Source organism: uncultured Sutterella sp., assembly GCF_937923675.1.
Classification (GTDB): Bacteria; Pseudomonadota; Gammaproteobacteria; order Burkholderiales; family Burkholderiaceae_F; genus Sutterella.
Genome location: NZ_CALDXB010000001.1, coordinates 1 through 19,108, shown reverse-complemented (window position 1 = coordinate 19,108; position 19,108 = coordinate 1). Strand labels below are relative to the sequence as shown.

Sequence of the window (19,108 nt, the reverse complement as noted above, 5' to 3'; positions counted from 1 at the left end):
GGCAGGTTCCTACGTGGGCCGTGAGGTAGGGGTAGCGCGCTCAGGCGCATTCATACGTACGCCGACAGAACAATTTAGATGAATCGTCCGCTGCGGCAATACCTCTCCGTCTCAAGTCGCGGTAGGATCCCTGCATCTTCCTCAACTCTTCCGGGTGCGGGTTCAGACCATGTTTGACGATCGACTTTCCTTGCGCAAGCTTGAGGTTTTCCTCGCCTTCCTGCGTACAGAAAACATTGCCCGGACGGCGGAGGAGCTCGATACGGCGGCGGTCAGCGTGCACAGGGCGCTCCATACGCTCGAGGAAACGATCGAGTGCCCGCTCTTCATCCGCAAGGGGCGGCAGCTTCAGCCGCTCCCCACGGCGAGGGAGTTCGCGAAGTACGCGGTGGACATGATCTCGATGATGCACGAGGCGGTTGAGGAGACGCGGCGCGTCGGCGGCTTCAGGCAGAAGAGGATGCGCCTGGGAAGCCTTTATTCGCTCTCGGTCCGCACGGTCCCGAACATCATTCTCGGCATGAAGTACCGCAACCCGGAGCTCGAATTCGAACTCGTCATGGGAAGCAACCGGGCGCTCCTTGAGAAGCTTGAGGAAAACAAGCTCGACGCCATCGTCATTGCAACGGGCGGCGAAGAGATTGACGAACGAAAGAACATCGTCATCAAACTCTTCGACGACGATCTCTTTTTGGCCGCGCCGTCGGACTATCAGGGCCGCGAGAAAGACGCCGATCTCAAGGATCTACATTGCGCCAAATGGGTCACGCTTCAGGAGGGCTTTGCAACGTTCGAGGGCTTTCTCGATGCGTTCCGGCAGACGGGAAAGACGCCTGAGATCGTAGCCAAGGTGAACGACATCTTCTCCATGGTGAGCTTCGTGCAGGCAGGACTCGGGTTTGCGCTTCTGCCGGGCCGCATGCGTCCGGTCTTTGAGTCGACCGTGAAGCTCATCACGCTTGCGGAGCCCTACCGCATCCGGCAGACCATCAGCATCGTCTTCAAGAAAACGCATGAACATGAGGCGAATTTTCTCGCCCTTGCCGCAGAAGCCCGGATGTACGGACGGCGCACGTTCGGAACGCCCCTACCCACAGCTCAGCCGCACTGACAGCTCTTCAGTCTTTCGGCAATTTCCTCTGCCGGCACTGCCGCAGCCGAAATCACAATGCCGTCGGAGAAGGTTTTCTTCGCGAGGGACCCGAGGGTGCCCCCGGGCGGCATTTCGATGAGCGCGTCAATGCCCCGCTCTTTTGCAGCCTGAGCGGCATCGAGCCAGGAAGTCCGCCGCGCCATGTTGAATGCGAGGTCCCCGGATAATTTCAGAGGATCCCAGATCGCGCGGCCCGAATTGACGGACAGGAAGGGAACTTTCGGGCGCCTCACCTCAACCTCCTGAAAGGCCTTCATCAGCTCTTCAGCGGGCGCCGAGAGGAGCGGGCAGTGCGAGGGGACCGTAACCCGGATGCGCTTCGCGTAGGAGGCGCCCTGTCCGAGCGCGATTTCTGCGGCTTCGTCCAGAGATGCGAGGCGCCCCGAGAGAACGCACTGCGCTTCGGAATTGACGTTGGCGACATAGACGTCCTCAAAGGCATCCGCGATTTTCTCAACCTCATGCAGCGGGAGGCTCCCGATCGCCGTCATGCCGTATCCGGACGGATAGGCGTCCTGCATGAGGCGCCCGCGAAGCAGAACGAGCCTCGCAGCGTCGGAGAGCGCGAGAGCGCCCGCCGCAACCGCAGCACCAAAGGCGCCGATCGAAAGGCCGGCCGTGAGGGACGGACGAATCCCGGCGGCTTCCAATTCCCGGCATTTCGCCATGCCGGCGCATAAAAGCGCAAGCTGCACGTTTTCAGTGCGTTCGAAGGCTTCCCCGGTATCGAGCGCCAGAAGATCGAGACCGAGGGCGCTGCTCATTTCCCCGATGACGCTTTTTCCGAAGGGGGTGCGGTCAAGATCGTGAAGCATCCCCGGGCGCTGCGCGCCCTGACCGGGAAAGGCAAAGAGAATTCTCATGACGCGTCTCCCCAGGGCCTGTCGGTGAGCACGGGCCCCGCATTCGTTTTGAGGAGCACTGTTTTGCGCTCCACCCATTCGCGAAGCGCAAAGCCGCCCAGGGGCGTCGATATCTGAACATCCGCTCTGACCGGCAGGTCCCGGAAGCTTTCGAGCCAGCCGCGCATTTCGTCGGGGTCAAGCGGCTCCCCGGCATTCACCACCAGATCCAGGTCGCTTGACGGCCTCATGACCGAATGCCCGGACGCAAGCGAAAAGCCGCAGCTTCCCGCAATGCCCCACCTCGCCGGCGACGGGCGGGCAAGAAGCATCAGCGCCGCCCTTACGGGACCCAGGTCCCTGAAGGGAGACTGCTCAAGGACAGAACGCACCGCCAGATCCTCCGGACGAAGCACCCGAAGCACATCCGCCCTCCTTGCCCGGTTCGCCTGCCTGTCGCGGCGTCCCGGCCCCCGGAGGCCGACCGGAATCCATTCGCCCTCCCCTCTATCCCGGCGCACGACCACGGGCATGGATTCCGGATCCCAGAAGCTCTCAAGAACGGGCTCGAGCTTGTCGCGCAGAGACTTTTTCCCTGTCAGGTAAAGAAGGTCGTGGGGACGCATCAGCATGGTGTTCAGGCCCAAAAAACGCCGGGAGACTTCGGAAAGCACTGACTTTCCTCTAAGGAAGCATAAAAGAAGGGCCCCGCTCCAACCATTCCGGTTTCCGTAATGAACCTACGCAAAAAGCGATTGATTGAGCCTTCCCCCCGCGAACATACTTTGCCCGAACGAACGCTTCGGCCGCTACCGGCTGCGGCAGAACGAAACATAGGAGGAATTCCTTATGGAAGAAGGCTCAGGCACCCGCCGCTGGGATCTCCGGCGAAGCGCAAAGCGTGCCCGGATTGAGGCGGCAGGGAAAGCGACCGCATCCGGCGGAAAGATCATCCCGACGGACAAAATCGGAATGGTCCTTGAGGCGGTTGTCGCCCCGGGCGACCGCGTCGTCCTTGAAGGAAACAACCAGAAGCAGGCGGATTTTCTTGCGCGCGCCCTCGCCGATGCGGATCCGGAGCGAATTCACGATCTCCACATGATCATGCCGAGCGTGAGCCTGCCGGAGCACATGGACCTTTTCGAAAAGGGGATCGCGAGAAAGCTCGACTTCTCCTATGCCGGCGCGCAGAGCCTGCGCATTGCGCAGCTCCTCGAGGACGGGCTCCTTGAAATCGGCGCCGTTCACACCTACATCGAGCTCTATTCGCGGCTCTACGTCGATCTGATTCCGAATGTCGTGCTCGTCGCCGCCTATGCGGCCGACCGGGACGGGAACCTCTACACGGGGCCGAGCACGGAGGACACGCCGGCGCTTCTCGAGGCCGCGGCCTTCCACGACGGCATCGTGATCGCGCAGGTGAACGAAATCGTCGACGACCCGAAGGATCTCGAGCGCGTCGACATTCCGGGCTCCTGGGTGGACTTCGTCGTGAAGGCGGACCGGCCGTTCTTCATTGAGCCCCTCTTCACGCGCGACCCGCGCCAGATCAAGGATGCGCACATCCTGATGGCGATGATGGCTTTGAAAGGGATTTACGCGCCCCATGAGGTCGAGTCCCTCAACCACGGCATCGGCTTCAATACGGCCGCGGTGGAGCTTCTTCTCCCCACATTCGGCGAGGAGCTCGGCATCAGGGGCAAAGTCTGCCGCCACTGGTGCCTCAATCCCCATCCGACGCTCATTCCGGCCATTGAATCGGGCTGGGTCGAGAGCGTGCACTGCTTCGGGGGCGAACTCGGCATGGAAGCCTACATCGCGGCGCGCCCGGACGTTTTCTTTACCGGCCCCGACGGTTCCATGCGCTCGAACCGCGCCTTCTGCCAGATGGCCGGTCAGTACGCCGTCGACATGTTCGTGGGCTCAACGCTCCAGATGGATCCGATCGGCAATTCCTCGACCGTCACGCGCGGGCGCCTCGCCGGCTTCGGCGGCGCCCCCAACATGGGCCATGACCCGCACGGCCGCCGCCATCCCACGAAAGCCTGGCTCGAGATGATTCCGAAGCCCGATCCGGTGGCCCGCGGCAGAAAGCTTGTCGTGCAGATGGTGGAAACCTTCCAGGCCGGACCCAAGCCCACCTTCGTCGAAACGCTTGACGCCGTGCCGGTCGCCGAGAAGGCCGGCCTTCCGCTCGCGCCCGTGATGATCTACGGCGACGACGTGACGCATGTCGTTACCGAAGAAGGCGTCGCCTGCCTCTACCGCGCCGAATCGCTCGAGGAACGAAAGGCCCTCGTCGCTTCCGTGGCGGGCATTACGGATATCGGCATGGCGGCGGACGCTGCGGTTGTGAAGAAGCTTCGCGCGGAGCAAAAGCTCCTTCGTCCCGGGGATCTCGGGATCAGTCCGGCGGCAGCCACGCGCTCGCTTCTGGCCGCGAAGAGCATCGCCGACCTCGTCGAATGGTCGGGGGGCCTCTACAACCCGCCCGCGAAGTTCAGGAGCTGGTAGTCATGCGCTGCGCTCTCCGCCCTGAAGCAGCTGAGGAGTCCCTTCCCTCACCGGAGGAACTCGCGCTCCTCGCCGCCGCGAGCCTGAAGGATGAGGCGAACCTCTTCCCGAAGCCCGGCCTCGTCGACTGGGTGAGCCCGGGTTCGCACGAGGACATGACGATCGGGATGATGCATGCGTCCATCGACGCCATCAGCCCGGGCTTCAGGGCAATGGCCGATGCGGCGAGAAGCGCTGATCAGAACGATCCCGCATCGCTCGCCATGCTCCGCCAAACGATCGGCGCGATCGGGCGGGCCGCCGAGGCCGAAATGCTCAGAGCCACCGGCGGCGTCAATACGCATCGCGGCGCCATCTACGCGCAGGGGCTTCTCACGACCGCAGCGGGCCTCGCCGGAAACCGGGAAGCCCTTGAGGCCGATGCGGTTGCCCTTCTGGCAGGCCGGATCGCCTCGCTCCCCGATCCGGGGTTCAGGGCGCCGGGAGCCAGTCACGGACTCGTCGTGCGAAAGCGCTACGGACTTCCCGGAGCCAGAGAGGAAGCGCAGAGCGGTTTTGAGCATGTCCGCCTTCATGCGATCCCTCGGCTCCGGAAATCCCGTCGGGACGGATGCTCTGAAGCCGAATCTCAGATGAATGCGCTTCTCGCGCTCATGGCCGCGCTTCCGGACACCTGCATCGCGCATCGGGGCGGTCTGGCAGGAGTTTTGCTGGTACAGGAAGGTGCTCAGCGAGTGCTCGACCTTGGGGGCGTCGGCGTCCCGGAGGGCCGGAAAGCCTACGAAGCCTTCTGCCGGCAGCTCGAGAACGGAAAGCTTTCGCCCGGCGGCTCCGCGGATCTTCTTGCCGCAGCGCTCTTTCTCGACCGCCTGTCCGCATTCTGGATTGAAAAACGAAATCACTCACTGGGGAAATTTATGGAATCGCTTGAACTAAAGGTGGCCGCAGGCCGCCCCATCCGAGGCGCGCAGGTCCAGACGGGCGTGGTCGCCTCGGGCGACCTTGAAGTGCTCTACGACGGCACGGGCGCCGCGACGGACCTCACCGTCCGGATCACCTCGTCCGTCGACAACAGCGCCCGCCGCTGGGAAGCGCTCCTCGGGCGCCTCTCCGCGATGCAGGGGCTTCCCGCCGGCGTCATGGTCATTCACGACTTCGGCGCAACGCCCGGCGTCGCGCGCATCCGCATTGAACAGGCCGTTGAGGCGGCAAAGGACGCGGAGGTTCAGTCATGCTGATTAAAAGAAGCTTTATTGAGCTGCGGGCCCGCAAACGCGCCATGGCGCTCCTCGACAAGGGAAGCTTTCGCGAACTTCTCGGGCCCTTCGACTTCATCGAATCTCCCTGGCTCGAGAACCAGAACATCGTCCCTCAGGCCGACGACGGCATGGTGATTGCGAAAGGGACGTTCGGCGGCAAGCCCTGCTGCGTTGCGGCAATTGAGGGCGCGTTTCAGGGCGGCAGCATGGGCGAAGTCTCCGGCGCCAAGATGGCGGCCATGCTCGAGTTTGCGCTTGCGGATGCCGAAACCGGGAATCCCCCGCTCGTCATCCTCGCGCTCGAAACGGGCGGCGTGCGTCTCCAGGAAGCAAACCTCGGCCTCGCCGCAATCGCCGACATTCATTCGGCCATCGTGAGGCTGCGCCGCCACACGCCGGTGCTCGGCCTCATCACGGGAACCGTGGGGTGCTTCGGCGGCATGTCGATTGCCGCAGGGCTCTGCTCCTACCTCGTCGTCACCCGCGAAGCGCGTCTCGGCCTCAATGGTCCCCAGGTGATCGAGCAGGAAGCCGGCATCGGGGAATACGACTCCCGGAACAAGCCCTTCATCTGGTCGATGACGGGCGGCGCCATCCGCCATGAAACCGGATTTGCCGACGAATTCGCCGAGGACGACATCGATGCGGTCCGCACGGCGATTGCGAAGTGCTTCGCAAGAGGCGTCCCCGCAACCTTCCGCACCGACCGCGTCGACTGCTACCTGCCGAAGCTCATGGCCTTTGATGCTGCCGAGCAGGCGGCGCCGGAAATCACCAAAGCCCTTTTTTCTCAGGGAGCCCGGAAATGAACTCCTCAGCAAAAGTGAAGACGCTCTCGGCCGAAAGCAGAGGCGCAGTCTGGCTCAAAGCCCTTGATCCCGAGGCAAAGCTCCTCGCCGGCCTCATTCCGAGCGTCGCCGCAGCCGACGGCCGGATCGGGGGGAAGCCCGTCCGCTTCATGTCGGTGCTCCCCGATCCCGAAAACCCCTACCCCAGGGCGAGAAAGGGTGAAGTGGGTCTGCTTGAAGGCTGGACCATTGCGAAGTCCGTTCGCGATTTCGTGCAGTCCGAATCCGGTCAGGAAGAAAAGACGCCGCTCGTTCTCGTGATCGACGTGGCGAGCCAGGCCTACGGGCGCCGCGAAGAAGCCTTCGGCATTCATCAGGCGCTCGCCGCCTCCGCCGCCGCCTTCATCGAAGCGCGCGAAGCCGGCCACCCGGTGGTGGGCTTCATCGTCGGGAAGGCCATGTCGGGCGCATTCCTCGCCTTCGGCTATCAGTCCGACTACCTCATCGCGCTCAACGACCCGGAGGTCATGGTCCATGCGATGAGCCGTGAATCCGCCGCGCGCATCACCCTGAGAACCGTTGAGGAGCTCGACAGGCTCGCGTCGAAAATCCCTCCCATGGCCTACGACGTCAGGCATTTCTCAGAGCTCGGCATTCTGAGCGAACTTCTTGATGTTGCTGCGCCTGATCTACCCTCAACCACCGATATCGAGACGGCCCGCAGGTCTATCTTGAAAGGCGTAAATCTCGCAAAAAGCGAAAAGCTTCCCGCACGGCGGCTTCACGCTCCGCTTCGTCAGGCATCCGCCGATGTCCGCAGACGGATGAGCGCCGTCTGGCATTGATCCACTCTCACCTTCTCTTCCTAAGACCACCTACCTGAGATTAAAAAGGAGACAACCATGACTATGTTCCTCTCGGCAGTCGTCATCCTTGCGATGTGCTGGGCGCTCGTCAAAAAGTACGAGACCCGAATGGTGCTTATTGCGGGCGGCCTGATACTCGCCTGCATGGCGGGCGACCCGCTCGCCCCGCTCGTATCCTTCTCGAAGTCGATGAAGCAGGCGAACGTCTTTGAAGTCATCATCGCCTCGATGGGCTTTGCAGCCGTCGTCAAGATGACGGGGCTCCACACCCACCTGATCGCCGTCTTCCTGAAGCTCCTCAAGAAGGCGGGCCCCTGCGTCATCATCGGCGTCTCGCTCGCGACGACCATCGTCAACAGCGCCATTCCGTCCGCGGCCGGCACTTCGGCCGCTGTCGGCACGATCTTCATTCCGCTCCTCCTCTCGGCGGGCGTTCCGGCGCCGCTCGCAGCGGCAGCCGTGATGGCGGGCCTCTACGGCGGCAACCTGAATCCGGGCCACGTTCATCCGACCATCGTTGCCGACCTCGCGCAGCGTCCCTCCATCGAATTCGTGCAGATGGTTGCGGGTCCGATTCTCGGCTCCGTCGTGGTTTCCTCCGCGCTCATGGTTCTCATCGCCTACTACATGAAGAAGAAGGGCTGGCGTCCCGATGAAGCGCAGCTCGAGGCCGAGGGCGAAGGCATCCCGGCCGACTTCAAAATCAACTACCTCTACGCGATCATCCCGCTCCTTCCGCTCATCGTTCTGCTCCTCGGCAACTTCGGCCTCGTGCCGGCCCTCAAGATGCCGGTCTCGCACGCCATGATCCTCGGCGCCGTGGTCGCGCTGATTGCCGCCCGTCCGAATCCGGGCACGTTCGTGAAGACCTTCTTCAAGGGCATGGGCGACAGCTTCGGGAACATCTTCGGCATCATCGTGGCGGCCAACATCTTCGTGGCCGGCATGAAGAGCGTCGGCCTGATCCAGGCCCTGATCGACTACATGAGCTCGTCCCCCGTCATCGCGAAGGGCGCCTCGATCGTCGGTCCCTTCGTGATCGCCGTGCTTTGCGGTTCGGGCGAAGCCGCCTCGATCGCCTTCAACAATGCCGTGAGCGCTCATGCGCCGCAGTTCGGCCTCGACATCATGAACATGGGCGCCATGACGGTGCTCTCCGGCGGCATCGGCCGCTCGATCTCCCCGGTTGCCGGCGCCATGATCATCTGCGCGGGCATCGCGAAGGTTTCGCCCATGACCGTGGCGAAATTCCAGATCATCCCGATGGCCGGCGCGCTCATCTTCGTGACGCTGATGCTCTACGTCTTCTGAGCGTGAAAGGATAAGGAGAACGCTATGTCTGAAGCATCCATGCTGAAGGAATTCCTCGAGCTCGTTCAGATCCCGGTTCAGAGCCGGGACGAACGGAAGATTGCCGATGTTCTGAAGAAGAAGCTCCTCGACCTCGGGCTTTCCGTCGAGGAGGACAACGCCGCCGAAAAGCTCGGCGGCAATACCGGAAACCTCATCGCCCGCCTCCCGGGCGACCCGGATGTACCTTCGATCCTCCTCTCCGCGCACATGGACCGGGTGAAGAACCCCGGCGCCATTCACCCGGTTGTGAATGAAGCCGAAGGCCTCATCAAAAGCGACGGCACGTCCATTCTCGCGGCCGACGACGTTTCCGGACTCTGCGCCGTTCTCGAGGGGCTTCGCCGCGTTCGTGAAAGCGGCCGCCCTCACGGTCCGGTCGAGGTTGTCTTCTCCGTCTGCGAGGAAATCGGCGTCCAGGGCTCCGGCCTTCTCGACTTCTCGAAACTAAAGAGCAAACAGGCCTTCGTCTTTGATGCGCCGGGCCGCATCGGCCGCATCATCAACCAGGCGCCCACGAAGTGCAAGATCGAGATCAAGGTTCACGGCATCAAGGCCCATGCCGGCAATGAACCCGAAAAGGGACTCTCCGCCATCCGCGTTGCAGCGGACGCGATCATGCATCTTCAGGAAGGCCGCATTACGCCGACAGTGGTCTCCAACATCGGCGTCATTAAGGGCGGCACCGGCACCAATGTCGTTCCGGATCTCTGCGAGATGACGGCCGAGGCACGGAGCACCGACGACGCAGCGCTCGAAAAGTATCTTGTCGACTTCCGGGCGGCCTTCGAGGATGCCGCCCGCCGCTGGAACACGCCGATCGACTTAAGCATCAAAACGCTCTACCACACCTTCCTCGTCGACCCGCAGTCCGACATTGTTTCGACCGCGCTCGCAGCGCTCAGAACCGTGGACGTTGAGGGTTGGTGCGAACGCGGCGGCGGCGGAATGGACGGCAATCACTTCAACTGGAACGGGATCCCTGCGATCGGCCTCGCGCTCGGCTACAGCAAGAATCACACGAATGCTGAACAGATCTACATGTCGGATCTCTTCCGAGCCGGTCAGGTAGCCTCCGAGCTCATTCACATCACCTGCGAGAAAGCCAAGGGATCCGGAAGCTGATTCTCTGGCGTTCCATGCGCTTCCTTCTTCTCCAGGCGGAGGAAGCGCATGGCGCTTTTCCATTCAGCTTGGGGGTCAGATAAAGAGGACTTACCATGAAGACGACTTTTATTGCGAGCGGCGACAGCTTCATCACCCGCAGGATCCCGGAAGACGGCTACGAAGGCTTCGAGGAGCTCAAGCGCCTGATCGAGGCGCACGACGTGCGCTTTGCCAATCTGGAATCCACCTTCCACAACGATGAAGGCGCGCCGGCGGCGACATCCGGCGGCACATGGGCGATGAGCGATCCGGCGCTTCTCGACGACATGAAGCGCTACGGCTTCAATCTCTTCAATACTGCGAACAATCACTCCGGCGACTTCGGTCAGGGCGGGATCACGGCCACGATCAGGCACCTCAGGGAGCGCGGCATGATTTTTGCGGGCACCGGCATGACGCTTCAGGAAGCCTCTGGCGCCGCATACCTCGAAACGAGGCACGCCCGCGTCGCCATGATCGGCATTACGTCGACGCTCGATCCGGCCGCTGCTGCGGGCGGCCAAGGCTTCACGCTGAAAGGAAGGCCCGGCCTCAATCCGCTCCGCTTCCGCACCGTGCACCACGTGAATCAGCGGCACTTCGACATGGCAAAGGAGCTCTCCGACATCTCGGAAATCAACGCCCGCACGTTCAATCTCATCTCGCGCGGCTACCGCCTCCCCTTCCCCGAAGGCACGCTCCCTTTAGGCAGCATGAACTTCGTCCTCACCGACGGCCCGGAACACAACGAAACGTCCCCCAACAAGAAGGACCTGCAGCGCACGCTCGACGAAATTGCCGAAGCCCGCCGGCAGGCCGACATCGTGATCGTTTCCGTGCATCACCATGAAATGCGAGGCGGCGACACGATGAAGTCGCCCGAATTCATCGAAACCTTCAGCAAGGCCTGCATTGAGGCGGGCGCGAGCGTCGTGATCGGTCACGGACCGCATCAGCTCCGCGGCATCGAATGCTGGAAGGGCGGCATCATTTTCTATTCGCTCGGGAACTTCATCTTCCAGGCTGAAACCGTCGCCCGCCAGCCCTACGACGCCTTCGACGGCAAGAACCTGCCCCAGGACATGAGCGTCGGCGCCTATATGAATTTCCGGAGCAAGAACGGCACCAAGGGCGACGTGGTCAATCCCGAAATCTGGCGCGCCGTCGTGCCCTCCTGGACCATCGAGGACGGAAAACTCACGGAAGTGAAGCTCTACCCGATCGACCTCGGTCAGAAGAATCCGCGCCCGCATCGCGGCTCTCCCAGGCTCTCAGGGAGCGCTGACACGCTTGAGCACCTCAAAAAGCTTTCCGCAGACCTCGGCACGACGATTGAAATCGAAAACGGCGTCGGCAGAGTCGTCCTGCCTGAGTGACCGCAGCAGAGGAGATTATCATGATCAGAAAAACCGCTCTTTCCCTTGCCGCGGGCATGCTCCTCGGCGCCAGCGCCTGCTTCACCACCCTCCCTGCCGCAGCGGCGGATGCCCCCGCAAAGGCGGAAGAGGCCAGAACGCTCCCCAGCATTGCCATTCTCGCTACCGGCGGCACGATAGCGAGCCGCGGCTCCGGCTCACTTTCCCTCACGGACTATGGCGTCGGCTCCGGCCACAAGCCCGTTGGGATTGAAGTCCTGACGGACGCCGTGCCGGAAATCAAAAAGTTCGCCAACATCAGGGGCGAGCAGATCTTCAATGTCGGCAGTTCCAAGCTCTCAATCGCAAACGAACTGACGCTCGCGAAGCGCATCAACGAGCTCCTTGCTCAAAAAGACGTGGACGGCATCGTCGTCACCCACGGCACCGACACGCTCGAGGAAACGGCCTACTTCCTCAACCTCGTCGTCAAAAGCGAGAAGCCTGTCGTGCTCGTCGGTTCCATGCGCCCTGCGACGGGCTTGAGCGCGGATGGTCCGCTCAATCTCGTCAATGCTGTTGCGCTTGCGGCTTCTCCTGAAGCAAAGGGCAAGGGCGTCATGGTCAGCATGAACGACAGGATCGGCCCGGCCTTCGGCGTGACGAAGACGAATACGACCAATGTGGCCACGTTCCAGTGCCCGGATACCGGCTGTCTCGGCATCATGCAGAACAACAAGCCCTTCTTCTTCAACACCAGCACGAAGCGTCATACGGCTGAGAGCGAGTTCGACATCTCGAAGCTCGACGCCCTGCCGCGCGTGGAAATCAACTACGCCTCGCTCGGTCAGGACGGAAGCCTCATTCGCGCCATGATCAAAATGAACGTCAGGGGCATCGTCAGTGCCGGGCTCGGTCACGGGAATGTTCCCAACGACGTGATGGCCGCCCTGCAGGAGGCAAAAAAGGCCGGGATCAAGGTGGTCATCGCTTCGCGCGTCCCGACAGGCATGATCACTCCGGTCGGCAAATTCACGCGCGAGGGCTTCCAGAGCGCCATGATGCACAATCCCCAAAAGGCGAGAATTCTTCTGATGATGGCGCTCACGAAGACGGACAAGGACGATGAAATCCAGCGCATGTTCGACGAATACTAATCGCTGATCCTTTCTGAATCCCTGCACCGTATGAAGCGGCTGCATGACCGGGGGCGCTCGTCAGGGCGCCCCCCTTACGTCTCAGGCAGATTCGCCGGTGTTAGTTCGCAGGAACGATCCGACAAGACGCACGAGGCTGCCGCCCTCCCCTCAGTTTTCGGCCCGTCCGTCGGAAAGGCCAACGGCAGTTCGCAAGACCGCTTCTTGCGTGTTTGGATCTTCTGCATCGCCAACCGCCTCCTTTTATTTTTTCAATGGATGTGCTCCCTATTCACTAATCCGATCCATTGAATCGCGAATGAAAGTCTTTTGCCGCATAAGCCGCCATTCCTACTATCGGTACAGAAAAGTCTGAAATAAGCAGTCAATAGAGCTGAAAAGAATATTAATATTTTTATATCTTGACGAATCCAATGAAATGGGTTAACCTCCTTATTGAGACAGAGATGGTTCTATCTCCTTTTTAAGGATAAAATAAAATGTTTAGAAATTTAAAAAAGTTATATAAAACAACTGCTGAATTTCCAAGCAGCCGCAACATGACGGCAGGGAATAACCCCAAAAAAATAGTGTATGTACCATATTTCTCAGCGAAATCTAACGAATACCCGATATATGAATACGAGTTGACCGACTTCTGTCCAGAGGAGATCGCTAAAGCCTTTGAATATGGGAAGCCCGGAACTCCATTAGGAAACTTTATTCAATCTTACGTACATCAACATGCTAACGGCAATGAAAACAGAGAGTTATTGATAAATGATATTGCTATAAAACTGCATCCTCATCTGAAACTAGAAACAATGGCTGCACCCGATGTCGACGGTCTATGCGCTTACAACGTCTTTCTGGATTTGAAAGACATCAAGGATTTCCTCAGACTCTGCATTGACGACTCAGTACTGAAAACCCATTAATCCTCAACCAGAAGCTGCTTGCGCTTCCCGGGTCTCTCCGTATAGGCAATGACCCAGTTTCTCACGGTCGGGATCGGGATGCCCGTCATCCGATGGATTTCCGCCCAGGAGTAGCCCTGCAGCCGCAGTCGTATAGCCTTGGTGCGCACCTCTTCGCTGTAGCGGTACTGGTTGTCTGAGGGCTCGGTCTTAAAAGTGCCATGCTTGTACGCCCGGCTCCAGTCGCGGACTGTGTTGATTGAAATATCGAGGATCCGCGAAACTCTCGTGTAGCCGAGTCCCGCTTTGAAGAGCTCCAGTGCCTGCTCACGCTTCTCCGTGTGACGGGCGACATCAGCGCTCAGCACCCTTCCGTCCGGTATATCGCCGAGTGCCTTCGAGATCTTCGGCGCCGGAAGCGTCTTTTTGCGGATGCGCTTCGGCGGCTCCATCCTCGGATTCTCCGGCTGGATCTTGCTCGCTTTCGTTTTCCCGCTCTTCACGGACTGCATGGAAGCAGACATTGTGGTTCTCCATTCGACTTGACAGAGGGGAATGCTTTTTCCCTGCCATAAGTCCTTCACCTTCGGGGAACAAAAAGAAAGCCCGTTTCCCAGTTGCTGGCAGACGGGCCTTCTACAGAAGCTTTGAGAAAGCTCCTTCGCTATCCAAATGACGTGAATTCAAACCGATCAGGAATCCCCGCAGCGGCCTCGCCGGAAGCGAAGCGCACTGCGGGAGTTTCTTAAATCAGCTTGAAAGCGTCATTAGAAGGCGTAGCGGACCTGAGCGTTGAAGGAGTTGTCCTGACGCTCGTCGGAACCAACGCCGAGCTTGTAGCTGAGACCGAAGCCCCAGGCACCGTTCGTCGCGTTGATGCCGAGCGTGGCCTGCACCGGGTTCGAATCGAGAACGCGCACGGCGTAGTCGCTCGAAGCAGCGGAACCGTTGATGCCGAGCTTGAGATCAGCATCCTTGTCGCCGAAGGTCGGAACGACCGAGAGGTCGAACTTCGGAGCAAGGGTCCAGCCGTTGGTTTCGAAGTCAGCCGAGAGGGCAACGCCGACAGGCATCTGGAAGATGTTCTGGTCGTCGATGTCGGTCACATAGCCGGCTTCAAAGCCGTCGGTGGAGAGCTGGGTGTAACGGAGACCAACGTGCGGAACGATGTTCACGGCGCCGGCCTTCGTGAGGACTTCACCGCGGACGCCCACCGTGAAGGCATCGGTATCCTGCGAGAACTTCCAGGCGTGGTCGTAGCCGTTGGCCTTGACGTCGTTCGAAGCGCTCATGTAGCCGATGTCGGCCGCAACGTTCCAGATGTCGGCGAAGGTCTTCGAGGCGTAGACCGAGAAGCCGACGAGGTCGGTATCGGTCGAAGCAGCGACGCCGGAGTTCTTGCTGTCCGTGTCAGCGGTGCCGATCGTGAGAGCGGCGCCGAGGACGGCATTGCAGGAGAACTGGTAGTCGAGACCAAGGACGCCCGAGTAGATGTCGGACGAGTAGCCCGCACCGTCAAAGAGCTTCTTGGCTTCGAACTTGCCGCCGTTCACGTCGGCCCAGACGTTGACGCCCTGAGCACGCTGCGTGAGGATGCTGTTGCGGGTGGCAACGGTGTCAGCCATCTGTTCGACGGCATCCATCGTCATCGCCTGAACGCCGGTCGTGGCGCCGAGAGCAGCAGCGGAGTTGAGAGCCGTCATCATGGCGACGACGTTCACATCATCCTTGGCAGCGTCATAGAAGGGCGAGGTCTGCTTCGAGAACATGAAGTTCTGGAACTGAGCAGAGGAGGACGTATTGCCGACGTTCGAGCCGGTACGATAGAAATCGTAAGCGGCGTCAAACGCAGCGCCCGTCATGCCGTACTTGGCGAGATCCGCCTTGTCTTCCATCTGGATCTGGAGCGTGCTGCCGTCATCGCTGGCAACAGCGTCCATCATGAGGTCGCCCGTGAACACGGAGTTCACGCCGTCAAGACCGGAGACAGAGCCCGCAGAGATGCGATACTTGTCGCCGTTCTTCGCGTTGAGGATGGCAACGACAGTGCCGGCGCCTTCATCAAGCTCATATGACAGGACATCCGTAGGCTGCTGACCATTAAACGACACATTGTTCTTCAACAGAGCGATATCGCCGGTCGAGTCAACCTTCTGCGCATCAAAGACGAGAGCGTCCTGAGCCCCAAAGCGAGTATCGGCATAAGCGGATTCAAACATGGTCTTGACGTTACCGCTAACAGCTGCGTCCTTGTTGCCTTCAACATAGACCACACGATTGACCGTACCGGTAACGGCGGAGTTAGCCGTCACAGCGGTGCGGCTCAGCTTCAGGCCGGTAGCAGCGAAAGCCTTTTCAGCAACGGCAACATCCGTCGTGCCGAGCGCAACGATGGAGTTTTCAACCACATTGATGCTGGCCGTATCAGCGACCTTGCCGAAGGCGACCTTGGAAGTACCACGGGCCCATTCGTAGTCGCGTGCTTCTTCGCGGGTCTTTGTACCGGCATAGGGATCCATGTCGCCAACCTCAACAGAACCTGTGCCTGCGAGTTCACCAGCAACAACCGTACCGGACACGACAAGCGCTTCATCGCCGCGGATTGTCAACTTGCCGGCATTAAGAGTGCCGGCAACTTCGGCATAGTTGTCGTCAGAGACATGAGAAATATCGAGAACAACTTCCCCAGCCGTGGTGAGCGTACCAGCGACATCAAAGGCAGTATGAGCAGTCAGCGTTACCGGATCCGTAGCGCCGGAAGCCTGTTCCATCTTGAGAGCAGCGTCTTTTGCAACCTCAACCGAACCAACGTTGGTATTGCCAACAATGGTCAAGTCGCCGCTATCAACGAAAACGTTGCCGGACTCACCAGTAACGGCGCCAACTTTGGCACCAGCACCAGTCGTGATGAGATAGCCAGCATCCTGGAACGTCACGCCTCCCAGAGCCCCCGTCGAAGTAGAGACGAGGTTGCCGCTATTGTGGAGATACAAAACGGTGTCTTTCTGCAGAGAGAGAACAGTTCTGTCACCAGCGAGTTCAGCGGCCCCATAGCTAGCGGTACCACCCTGTTCATTCAGGTCCGTAACAACGAGGGCATCAATCTCGTCATTGGTAACACCAGCAGTGATGCCGCCAGCGGTAATCCCTGCGATGTTGTTGTAAGCCAAGGCCGTAATCTTGCCGTTCGTCGTAGTGAGACCGGAGATCTTGGCAGAACCAAGATCAATGAGGCCCATGCCGCTGGTGGTTTTCTCCGCGTCACTGAGAAGTTGGGCGAGCTTCTGCGTACCGGCAGCGCCAGCAGCAATCGTATCAATACCAGTAACTTCCAGAATTGCAGTGCGGTTCAGCTGGATCGTGCCGTTCTTAACGGACTGCGTCTTGTTGTTCGCGGAATCCAGATCTCCCACTGTACCGGTGGCGTCCGTCTTCAAATTCATCGCAGCGAGACTCGTGGTGAGCGTCGCAAAGTCGCCAACATTAACAGAAACAGCTCCATCAGCGGTCTTGAACGAGTCAGTAACCGTCAGATGACCATCTTCTCCGACATTGGCAGAACCAGCCGTAACGTTGAGCGTCTTGACCGAGACAACGCTTTCCTCGCCCGCCGTGAAAGCAGCGGTTGCTTCCTTGACCTGGACTTCGTTGAGATCGTACGTGCCGTTGAGCGTGAGCTTATCGCCGGTGTTGAGGACGAAGTTCTGAATGTCGCCATCCTTAGTCGCGAGCTTGCCGCCATCCAGAATGAACTCATTCCCGTTCAGGGTGAGAGCATTATCCGGATCGCTAGCCGCCGTACCAGTCTTCGCGTTGAGCGTCGTCAGGAACGTGCCGCCTTCTTCGACAGTAGTCGTTGTAACGGCATACGTGGTGAACCCAGCACCTGCCGTCTCTTTATAGAGCGCAGCAGAAACCGTACCACCCTTCTTGACGGTCAGCTTCTCAGCATTGATCTGAGCGAAAACGTTGGAGCTCGGAGCCTGAGTGTCGTTGACATATTCGTTGGTCAGCGTGCCGGCAACCGTGATGTTCTGAGCCGTAATGGCCGCATTCTTAGCTGTACCAGAATTCTTGACTGTACCGAGAACAGTAAGCGTACCCTGCTTAGCAGCCGCATCACCAATCTTTGCCGAATTGGTCAGATCCGCTCCTTCGGCAACCACGAGTTCAGCATCTACAGCGGAACCAAGCGTAATTTGGCCCGCATTCGTCGAACCCGTGCCCGTCAGCGTAAAACTGCCGGAATCAACAACAAACAAGCCCGCTTCCAGAGCCGTCGGCGTGGTGCTGTTTGCAGCAACAACGAGCTTTTCAGCAGTAAAGACATTCTTCACGCCATCTTTGGCGAGAGTGTCGTGCGTGCCGTTCGCAACGGTCAGCTTCTTGCCGGAATTGACCGTGACCGTACCGAGCTCCACAGAACCCGACTCATTGGAGATGGTCGCATTTTTAGCGGCATCACCTGCAACGAGATTCGTGACCTTCAGAGCGCCGGCCTCATATTCATCGTTGGTTGCCCTGTCGGCATCCGTACCGCTAACAGTGACCGTACCTTCAACTGTCAGCTTTTCGAATTCCTGTACGGAGCCGGCATCAACAAAAACGCCCTGCCCATCAGCACCATTTGCAAAGAATGTGGCAGTTTCGGTCGTCGATTTAGGATCGTAAGCAACTCCAAACTTCGCTTCCTTAACCTTAATGTTGCCGCCAAGAGTAACAGCTGCTTTGGTCGATGTCAGCGAAAGGATGCCGGCATCAGCGTAATCAGCGTTAAAAGTAAGGCCCTGGTCTGCAGTAAGCGTCAGAACCTTGCTGTTCGCAACAGTGGAATCCTGGCCAACATCAAGGGTCGACGAGCTGCTGATAGCAAGCTTGCCTTCGTTGGCAATTGCAACATTGTCAAGCTTGACCGTGGTACCGGTAATAGCAGCATTGCTGTTCGCATCAGCAGTAATCTTCGCCTGAACGCCGGTCAGTCGATGGGAATTGGCCGTGCCGAAGATAATGTCCGTACCCTCGAGGGTAGAAGCATTGGCAGACTTGTTTTCCGCATTATCAGTCACAAAGGACAGCGTACCGCCCTGAGCAAAATCGACTTTCCCGTTAACCTTCAGATTGGCAACAGCATCAGTCTTATCAGCAGCGCCGGCAACACCGCGCGACGTAAGGGTAACGTTCGTATCAGCGGTCTTGCTGGTGAGCGAACCGATAGTAGTGCTGACCCCGGCATATTTAAGATCGGGACTGGTGCCAGTGGTATCGTATTTGACAACAAAAGCGCCGCCGCTCGTAAGCGTCACAGCCCTATCAGCTCCAAGCGTATCCTCACCGTTTTTCCAGACAGCACGCTCGTCTACTTTAGGAGTAATTGACGCAGTGCCTTCCTGACCAACGGACTGCTTGGCAGCAGCATCACCCGTAACGGTCAGCGTAGCGCCGGTGAGGGTCAACGTCGGCGGTTCAGCAGCCATCGCAGCGCCGGCAACCATCGAAGCGACCGCTGCAGCGATCACCGTCTTGATGGCGCGGCCCTGGTAGGAGCTGGCCTTTTCGGAGCAAACAACTGTTCCGCGAAGGGCGTTGCTCGCAACCTTGAATGTCTTATTCATTTCTTAGAAACTCCAATTGAATGTTTCGGACGGCGAGGCGGATAGGGATTCCGCAGGCAATACGCCGCCATGCCCTTTTGCGGGCACACGCGAAACTTTAAAAAAACAAGTTTTCGGGGGGGCACATTACGCGCCCCTTGTCAAGGGCACTGAGTAAATAAAGTCAGATC

At 59.5% G+C, this 19,108-nt stretch carries 14 protein-coding genes; 10 read left to right on the top strand and 4 right to left on the bottom strand.

The annotated features are described in order from the left end of the window. Positions 1-169: 169 nt before the first annotated feature. The gene (locus tag Q0106_RS00070) at positions 170-1,111 is read left to right on the top strand and encodes a LysR family transcriptional regulator (RefSeq protein WP_297607374.1); all 942 of its coding nucleotides are present in this window, start codon (positions 170-172) and stop codon (positions 1,109-1,111) included. Here the strand turns inward: Q0106_RS00070 and Q0106_RS00065 are convergent. Both Q0106_RS00065 and Q0106_RS00060 read right to left on the bottom strand, forming a co-directional pair. Beyond that, positions 1,099-2,016 carry an acyltransferase domain-containing protein gene (locus Q0106_RS00065; RefSeq protein WP_297607372.1) on the bottom strand — a complete coding sequence of 306 codons (918 nt, stop codon included), beginning with the start codon at positions 2,014-2,016 and terminating at the stop codon, positions 1,099-1,101. The two genes, Q0106_RS00070 and Q0106_RS00065, sit on opposite strands and share 13 nt — an antisense overlap. After that, a complete protein-coding gene (locus Q0106_RS00060; protein WP_297607370.1) occupies positions 2,013-2,627 on the bottom strand; it encodes a malonate decarboxylase holo-ACP synthase in 615 nt (204 codons plus the stop codon). Before Q0106_RS00060 ends, Q0106_RS00065 begins: the two co-directional genes overlap by 4 nt. 217 nt (positions 2,628-2,844) lie before the next feature. Here Q0106_RS00060 and mdcA point away from each other — a divergent pair, with 217 nt between their 5' ends. The 9 genes from mdcA (at position 2,845) to Q0106_RS00015 (ending at position 13,347) form a co-directional block, all read left to right on the top strand. Beyond that, positions 2,845-4,509, top strand: coding sequence for a malonate decarboxylase subunit alpha (gene mdcA / locus Q0106_RS00055; protein ID WP_297607368.1), 1,665 nt, complete (start codon positions 2,845-2,847; stop codon positions 4,507-4,509). Positions 4,510-4,511: 2 nt separating this feature from the next. Next, a complete protein-coding gene (locus Q0106_RS00050; RefSeq protein ID WP_297607366.1) occupies positions 4,512-5,747 on the top strand; it encodes a triphosphoribosyl-dephospho-CoA synthase in 1,236 nt (411 codons plus the stop codon). Then, positions 5,741-6,577, top strand: a complete 837-nt coding sequence (locus Q0106_RS00045) for a biotin-independent malonate decarboxylase subunit beta (RefSeq protein WP_297607365.1) — start codon at positions 5,741-5,743, stop codon at positions 6,575-6,577. The genes Q0106_RS00050 and Q0106_RS00045 overlap by 7 nt, the downstream gene beginning before the upstream one ends. Next, the gene (mdcE, locus tag Q0106_RS00040) at positions 6,574-7,401 is read left to right on the top strand and encodes a biotin-independent malonate decarboxylase subunit gamma (RefSeq protein ID WP_297607363.1); all 828 of its coding nucleotides are present in this window, start codon (positions 6,574-6,576) and stop codon (positions 7,399-7,401) included. The genes Q0106_RS00045 and mdcE overlap by 4 nt, the downstream gene beginning before the upstream one ends. A gap of 57 nt (positions 7,402-7,458) precedes the next feature. After that, complete coding sequence (dcuC, locus tag Q0106_RS00035) at positions 7,459-8,733, top strand: C4-dicarboxylate transporter DcuC (RefSeq protein ID WP_297607361.1); 1,275 nt, start codon at positions 7,459-7,461, stop codon at positions 8,731-8,733. Positions 8,734-8,757: 24 nt separating this feature from the next. Then, complete coding sequence (locus Q0106_RS00030; RefSeq protein WP_297607359.1) at positions 8,758-9,897, top strand: M20/M25/M40 family metallo-hydrolase; 1,140 nt, start codon at positions 8,758-8,760, stop codon at positions 9,895-9,897. Between the two features lie 95 nt (positions 9,898-9,992). Next, on the top strand, positions 9,993-11,294 hold the full coding sequence (locus Q0106_RS00025) for a CapA family protein (protein ID WP_297607357.1): 1,302 nt from the start codon (positions 9,993-9,995) through the stop codon (positions 11,292-11,294). Positions 11,295-11,314: 20 nt separating this feature from the next. Then, on the top strand, positions 11,315-12,430 hold the full coding sequence (locus Q0106_RS00020) for an asparaginase (RefSeq protein WP_297607355.1): 1,116 nt from the start codon (positions 11,315-11,317) through the stop codon (positions 12,428-12,430). Positions 12,431-12,909: 479 nt separating this feature from the next. Beyond that, entirely contained in the window at positions 12,910-13,347 is a 438-nt protein-coding gene (locus Q0106_RS00015) for a hypothetical protein (RefSeq protein WP_297607353.1), read from the top strand. Here the strand turns inward: Q0106_RS00015 and Q0106_RS00010 are convergent. Together Q0106_RS00010 and Q0106_RS00005 are read right to left on the bottom strand one after the other, a co-directional pair. Further along, entirely contained in the window at positions 13,344-13,850 is a 507-nt protein-coding gene (locus Q0106_RS00010; RefSeq protein WP_297607352.1) for a helix-turn-helix domain-containing protein, read from the bottom strand. The genes Q0106_RS00015 and Q0106_RS00010 overlap by 4 nt on opposite strands. Positions 13,851-14,093: 243 nt before the next feature. Beyond that, a complete protein-coding gene (locus Q0106_RS00005) occupies positions 14,094-18,938 on the bottom strand; it encodes an autotransporter outer membrane beta-barrel domain-containing protein (RefSeq protein WP_297607350.1) in 4,845 nt (1,614 codons plus the stop codon). Between the last annotated feature and the right edge of the window lie 170 nt (positions 18,939-19,108).